This is a genomic window from Streptomyces sp. UH6 (assembly GCF_013421635.1).
GTDB lineage: Bacteria > Actinomycetota > Actinomycetes > Streptomycetales > Streptomycetaceae > Streptomyces > Streptomyces abyssomicinicus.
In genome coordinates, this window is sequence record NZ_JACADT010000250.1 from 1 (window position 1) to 6710 (window position 6710).

7 protein-coding genes are annotated in these 6710 nt (G+C 69.5%); all 7 read right to left on the reverse strand.

All coding sequences use genetic code 11. From position 1 onward, the window contains the following. Positions 1 to 57: 57 nt before the first annotated feature. Positions 58 to 1710 carry a glucose-6-phosphate isomerase gene (gene pgi, locus HW445_RS14385; RefSeq protein WP_180221418.1) on the reverse strand — a complete coding sequence of 551 codons (1653 nt, stop codon included), beginning with the start codon at positions 1708 to 1710 and terminating at the stop codon, positions 58 to 60. Positions 1711 to 1960: 250 nt separating this feature from the next. Continuing rightward, positions 1961 to 2296, reverse strand: coding sequence for an RNA polymerase-binding protein RbpA (locus tag HW445_RS14390; RefSeq protein WP_003957010.1), 336 nt, complete (start codon positions 2294 to 2296; stop codon positions 1961 to 1963). Between the two features lie 268 nt (positions 2297 to 2564). After that, on the reverse strand, positions 2565 to 2801 hold the full coding sequence (secG, locus tag HW445_RS14395; RefSeq protein ID WP_174887152.1) for a preprotein translocase subunit SecG: 237 nt from the start codon (positions 2799 to 2801) through the stop codon (positions 2565 to 2567). Positions 2802 to 2979: 178 nt separating this feature from the next. After that, on the reverse strand, positions 2980 to 3756 hold the full coding sequence (tpiA, locus tag HW445_RS14400) for a triose-phosphate isomerase (RefSeq protein ID WP_180221419.1): 777 nt from the start codon (positions 3754 to 3756) through the stop codon (positions 2980 to 2982). 4 nt (positions 3757 to 3760) lie between these two features. Next, on the reverse strand, positions 3761 to 4972 hold the full coding sequence (locus HW445_RS14405) for a phosphoglycerate kinase (RefSeq protein ID WP_180221420.1): 1212 nt from the start codon (positions 4970 to 4972) through the stop codon (positions 3761 to 3763). Positions 4973 to 5116: 144 nt separating this feature from the next. Further along, positions 5117 to 6124 carry a type I glyceraldehyde-3-phosphate dehydrogenase gene (gene gap / locus HW445_RS14410; RefSeq protein WP_180221421.1) on the reverse strand — a complete coding sequence of 336 codons (1008 nt, stop codon included), beginning with the start codon at positions 6122 to 6124 and terminating at the stop codon, positions 5117 to 5119. Positions 6125 to 6374: 250 nt separating this feature from the next. Continuing rightward, a partial coding sequence (whiA, locus tag HW445_RS14415; RefSeq protein WP_180221422.1) for a DNA-binding protein WhiA occupies positions 6375 to 6710 on the reverse strand: 336 nt, incomplete at its 5' end.

Consider the following 6710-nt stretch of genomic DNA (forward strand, 5'->3'; position numbering starts at 1 on the left):
GGGCCCCGCGCGTCCGCACGGGCCTCACCCGAGCCGGGGCCTCACCCGAGCCGGGGCTCAGCGCCCCCGCAGCTCGCGGTACGTGGCGACCAGCGCCTTGGTGGACCCGTCCAGGCCCGGCACGTCCGCGCCCTCCGTGAGGGCCGGCTCCACGCGCTTGGCGAGGACCTTGCCCAGCTCGACGCCCCACTGGTCGAAGGAGTCGATGTCCCACACCGCGCCCTGCACGAACACCTTGTGCTCGTACAGCGCCACCAACTGCCCCAGCACGGACGGCGTGAGCGCCTCGGCGAGGATCGTGGTCGTCGGGTGGTTCCCCAGGAACGTGCGGTGCGGCACCAGTTCCTCGGCGACACCCTCCTCGCGCACCTCCTCCGGCGTCTTGCCGAAGGCCAGCGCCTGGGTCTGCGCGAAGAAGTTGGCCATCAACAGGTCGTGCTGCGCCTCGAGTTCGGGGCTCAGGCCGTCGACCGGACGGGCGAAGCCGATGAAGTCGGCGGGGATCAGCTTGGTGCCCTGGTGGATCAACTGGTAGTAGGCGTGCTGCCCGTTGGTGCCGGGCGTGCCCCAGACCACCGGTCCGGTCTGCCACTCCACCGGCCGGCCGTCGCGGGCCACGTACTTGCCGTTGGACTCCATGTCGAGCTGCTGGAGGTACGCCGTGAACTTCGACAGGTAGTGGCTGTAGGGCAGCACCGCGTGCGACTGGGCGTCGTGGAAGTTGTTGTACCAGATGCCCAGCAGGCCCAGCAGCAGCGGCGCGTTCTCCTCCGGCGGGGCGGTGCGGAAGTGCTCGTCGACCAGGTGGAAGCCGTCCAGCATCTCGCGGAAGCGGTCCGGACCGATGGCGATCATCAGGGAGAGGCCGATCGCCGAGTCGTAGGAGTAGCGGCCGCCGACCCAGTCCCAGAACGCGAACATGTTCTCGGTGTCGATGCCGAACTCGGCGACCTTGCCGGCGTTGGTGGACAGCGCCACGAAGTGCTTGGCCACCGCCTCCTGCCCGGCACCCAGCTGCCCGAGCAGCCACGCGCGCGCCGACTTCGCGTTGGTCACCGTCTCGATGGTGGTGAACGTCTTCGAGGCGACGATGAACAGCGTCTCCTCCGCGTCCAGTCCCTGCAGCGCCTCGTGCAGGTCGGCGCCGTCGACGTTGGAGACGAACCGGAAAGTCAGCGAGCGGTCGGTGTAGGCGCGCAGCACCTCGTAGGCCATCGCGGGGCCGAGGTCGGAGCCGCCGATGCCGATGTTGACGACGGTGCGGATCCGCCTGCCGGTGTGGCCGGTCCAGCCGCCGGAGCGGACCCGGTCGGCGAAGTCGGCCATCTTGTCCAGGACGGTGTGCACCGCCGGCACCACGTTCGCGCCGTCCACCTCGACCGAGGCGTCGCGCGGGGCGCGCAGCGCGGTGTGCAGGACGGCCCGGTCCTCGGTGATGTTGATCTTCTCGCCGCGGAACATGGCGTCCCGCAGACCGAAGACGTCGCGGGCGGCGGCCAGGTCGCGCAGCAGCCGCAGCGTCTCGTCGGTGACGAGGTGCTTGGAGTAGTCGATGTGGAGGTCGCCCACCCGCAGGGTGTACGCCGAGCCGCGGTCCGGCTCCGCGTCGAACAGCTCCCGCAACCGCACCTCGCCGAGCGCCTCGTGGTGCTTGGCCAGAGCGTTCCACTCCGGCAGCCGGTTGAGCCTCGGACGGCTCTCTGCGTTCATCGACTCTGCCCTCTTTCGTGCCTGCGAGCTTGCGTGCCTGCGAGCTGTCGTACCTGCGAGCTACCTGTGGATGTCGGGCCGCGTACCCGTGCGGCGGCCTCTGCCAACCTAGTTGATCGGTCCTGACATGGCGCGTTTGTCCACAGGCCGAAATCGCGGACGACGGACGGCGGATCACGCCCGGTTCAGATGGCTGCGGGCACGACGGAACGGCCGGACGCCCGTTCGGCGCCCGGCCGTTGACGTCCGGTCAGATCTCGCCGCGCAGCTTGGCCAGCGCCTCGGCGAGGATCGCCTCGCCGTCGGCGTCGCTGCGCCGCTCCCGCACGTAGGCGAGGTGGGTCTTGTACGGCTCGGTGCGCGGCGGGTCCGGCGGGTTGTCCCTGTCCTGCCCGGCCGGGAAGCCGCAGCGCGGACAGTCCCAGGTGTCGGGGACCTGTGCGTCACTCGCGAAACTCGGCTGGGTCTCGTGCCCGTTGGAGCACCAGAAGGAGATGCGCAGCCTGGGCGCGGACTCACCGCGCTCGGCCTCGCCCATCGGCCCCGCCCCGACCCGACTTCCTCGGATCGCGTTGCCACTTGCCACGGTCGTAACTCCCTGCGTGATGGTGCCGCGAAGCTGGTCGGCGCAGCGCTTCGCCGCGAGCGCCCTCAGTAGGCCCGGACAGTCTACGTAGGGCCCAACGCGCGTCCAGTGACCTCAGTTGCGGTTCCCGAACAGACGCAGGCCCCATGATAGGCCGCCTCCCAGGAGGCGCACCCGTCATGGGGCCTTGCGCGTGGAGTGGATCCGGATCGAAGCCGTCTTCCCTCAGCCTTTCGGCCGACGACGGTCGATCGGCGTCGATTTCCGGTCAGCTGGCGCCCGGGGTCTTCGTGATGATGGCGAGCACCACGATGGAGATGACCCACAGGATGCCGACGACCACGGTGATCCGGTCAAGGTTGCGCTCGGCGACCGAGGAGCCGCCGACGGACGACTGCATGCCGCCACCGAACATGTCGGAGAGGCCGCCGCCCTTGCCCTTGTGCATCAGCACCAGCAGCATCAGCAACGCGCTGAAGACGATCAGGGCGATCTGGAACCCCATAACCACAGCTGGACCAACTTCCTCGGATTCGGATGGGACGACGGGGGCCCGGCACCCCTGGCGACCTCACGCGTCTCGTGCGACACGCTGGTCAGGACACCGGACCCCGCAAGGGTACGACGAATCGTCCTCGCCGCCTACTCACTCCCGGTCGGCATCACCCACCGGGCACGCCCGGTCACTGGTCGCGGAACCGGACGATCTTCACGAACTCCTCGACGTCCAGCGAGGCACCGCCGATCAGGGCGCCGTCGATGTCCGGCTTGGACATGATCTCGGCGACGTTCCCGGACTTCACGGAGCCGCCGTACTGGATGCGGATCTTGTCGGCGACGTCCTGGGAGTACAGCTCGGCGAGCTTGCCGCGGATCGCCCCGCAGACCTCCTGGGCGTCGTCGGCGCCGCAGACCTGGCCGGTGCCGATGGCCCAGACCGGCTCGTAGGCGACGACGACGGTCTCGGCCTGCTCGGCCGGGACGTCCTTGAGGCCGCCCTCGACCTGGGCGAGCGTGTGCTCGACGTGGCGGCCGGCCTGGCGGACCTCGAGCTCCTCGCCGACGCACAGGATCGGCGTCAGCTCGTGCTTGAAGGCGGCCTTGACCTTGGCGTTGACGATCTCGTCGGTCTCGTTGTGGTACTGGCGGCGCTCGGAGTGGCCGACGGCCACGAAGGCGCACTTGAGCTTGGCCAGCATCGCGCCCGAGATCTCGCCGGTGTAGGCGCCGGAGTCGTGCGCGGACACGTCCTGGGCGCCGTACTTGACCTTGAGCTTGTCGCCGTCGACCAGCGTCTGCACGGAGCGCAGGTCCGTGAACGGCGGCAGCACGGCGACCTCGACGGCCTCGTAGTCCTTCTCCGCCAGGGCGAAGGCGAGCTTCTGGACGTGGGCGATGGCCTCGAGGTGGTTGAGGTTCATCTTCCAGTTGCCCGCCATCAGCGGCGTACGGGTGGTCATCGGGTCAGTCCTCCAGTGCGGCGAGGCCGGGGAGCGTCTTGCCCTCGAGGTATTCGAGGGAGGCGCCGCCGCCGGTCGAGATGTGGCCGAAAGCGTTCTCGTCGAAGCCAAGCGTACGGACCGCGGCGGCGGAGTCTCCGCCGCCCACCACGGTGAAGCCCTTGGACTCGGTGAGCGCCTGCGCGACGGCGCGGGTGCCCTGCGCGAAGTCGGGGTGTTCGAACACGCCCATGGGGCCGTTCCAGAAGACGGTGGCGGCGTCGGCGAGCTTCTCGGCGTAGAGCTCGCCGCTGCGCGGGCCGATGTCCATGCCCGCCTGGTCGGCCGGCATGGCGTCGGCGTCGACGGTGTCGGGGTTCGCGGGGGCCTTGGTCCTCAGGTCCGGGAACTGCGGGGTGACGAGCGCGTCGACCGGCAGCACGATCTCGACGCCGCTCTTCTCGGCGCGCTCCATGTACTCGGTGACGGTGACGAGCTGGTCCTCCTGCAGGAGGGAGGTGCCGACCTCGTAGCCCTTGGCCTTGAGGAAGGTGAAGGCCATGCCGCCTCCGATCAGGATGCGGTCGGCCTTGCCCAGCAGCCGGTCGATCACGGCGAGCTTGTCGGAGACCTTGGCGCCGCCGAGCACCACCGCGTAGGGGCGGGCGACCTCGTCGGTGAGCTTCTTGAGGACCGTGACCTCGGCGGCGATCAGGTAGCCGGCGTAGTGCGGCAGACGGGCCGGCAGGTCGTACACCGACGCGTGCTTGCGGTGCACCGCGCCGAAGCCGTCGCCGACGTACACGTCCGCGAGGGCGGCGAGTTCGTCGGCGAAGGCGCCGCGCTCGGCGTCGTCCTTGGAGGTCTCGCCCGCGTTGAACCGGAGGTTCTCGATCACGGCGACCTGGCCCGCCCGGAGGCCCTGGACCGTCTCCCGGGCGGCGGGGCCGACGGTGTCCTCGGCGAAGGCCACCGGTGCGTCCAGCAGCTCACCCAGCCGCTCGGCGGCCGGGCGCAGGGTGAAGGCGGGGTCCGGCGCGCCCTTGGGCCGGCCCAGGTGCGAGGCGACGACCACCTTGGCGCCGGCCTCGGCGAGCGCCTTCACGGTCGGCAGCACGGCCCGGATGCGCCCGTCGTCGGTGATCCGGCCTTCCGCGAGCGGCACGTTGAGGTCGGCGCGGACGAACACGCGCCTGCCGTCCACTCCCTCGGCGAGCAGTTCGTCGATCGTCTTCATGCAGGGACTCCTCGGTGACTGAGCTGAATCGACTGAGCAGAATCGACTGAGCTGATTCAGACATGGAGCAGGGCCCGGACGGCGCCTCGCTGCGCCGTCCAAGCCCTGCTCTCACATCGGTGGATCTATAGGTTATGGCTCGACTCAGAGCTGGTTGCCGACGAAGACCGTCAGGTCGACGAGACGGTGGGAGTAGCCCCACTCGTTGTCATACCAGCCGATCACCTTCACGGACTTGCCCTCCTGAACCATGGTCAGGGAGGAGTCGAACGTGCAGGAGGCCGGCGTGGAGACGATGTCGGAGGAGACGATCGGGTCCTCGGTGAAGACCACGATGCCCTTCAGGGGGCCCTCGGCGGCCTTCTGGAAGACCGCGTTGACCTCTTCCTTGGTGGTCTCGCGGGAGAGCTCCACGACCAGGTCGGTGACCGAGCCGGTGGGCACCGGGACGCGCATGGCCATGCCGTCCAGCTTGCCCTTGAGCTGCGGGAGGACCAGGGCGGTCGCCTTCGCCGCGCCCGTCGTGGTCGGAATGATGTTCACCGCCGCGGCCCGGGCCCGGCGCAGGTCCGAGTGCGGGAAGTCCAGGATGCGCTGGTCGTTGGTGTAGGCGTGCACCGTCGTCATCAGGCCCTTGACGATGCCGAAGTTCTCGTCGAGGACCTTCGCCATCGGCGCCACACAGTTGGTGGTGCACGAGGCGTTGGAGATGACGTGGTGCTTCTCCGGGTCGTACTGGTCCTGGTTGACGCCCATCACCACGGTGAGGTCCTCGCCCTTGGCGGGGGCGGAGATCAGCACCTTCTTGGCGCCGCCGGCGAGGTGCTGGGCGGCGGCCTCGCGCTTGGTGAAGATGCCGGTCGACTCGATGACGATGTCGACGCCGAGCTCGCCCCAGGGGATGTCCGCCGGGTTGCGCTCGGAGAGGACCTTGACGGTCTTCCCGCCGACCGTGATGGAGTCCTCGGTGTGGGTGACCTCCTCGGCCAGGCGGCCCAGGACGGTGTCGTACTTCAGCAGGTGTGCGGTGGTCGCGGTGTCACCAAGGTCGTTGACAGCCACGACTTCGACGTCCGCACCCTGGTCGAGCAGAGCCCGGAAGTAGTTGCGACCGATGCGGCCGAAGCCGTTGATGCCTACGCGGATCGTCACGAACCCATCTCCTTGTTGTGCGCCGGTACGGCAAAGCGGCCGCCCGGCGAGCTGCATGAGTTGTCCCCGACCGTCTCCGACCCTACCGCTCGCGCGGCCCGGAAGTGACATTGAGATGGCCCATACCCGGCAGGGCGCGGCTTACCCACCGGTAGCCGGACGGATCATGCTCTTCCGTGCGCCCACCTGCACAAATGACGAGGGGGGCGCGGTGTGGTTCCGCGCCCCCCAACAGCCTTTTGATCGAGCGTCAACCAGCCAGGTTGTCCGCCAGTTCCTCGGTCAGACCGGCGTCAGTGCCAGGGATTCCGAGGTCGGCCGCACGCTTGTCCGCCATCGCGAGCAGGCGGCGGATACGGCCGGCCACCGCGTCCTTGGTGAGCGGCGGGTCAGCGAGCGCTCCCAGCTCCTCCAGCGAGGCCTGCTTGTGCTCCATGCGCAGCCGGCCGGCCGCCGCGAGGTGCTCGGGCACCTCCTCGGCCAGGATCTCCAGCGCCCGCTGCACCCGGGCCCCCGCCGCCACCGCGGCACGGGCCGACCGGCGCAGGTTGGCGTCGTCGAAGTTGGCCAGCCGGTTGGCGGTGGC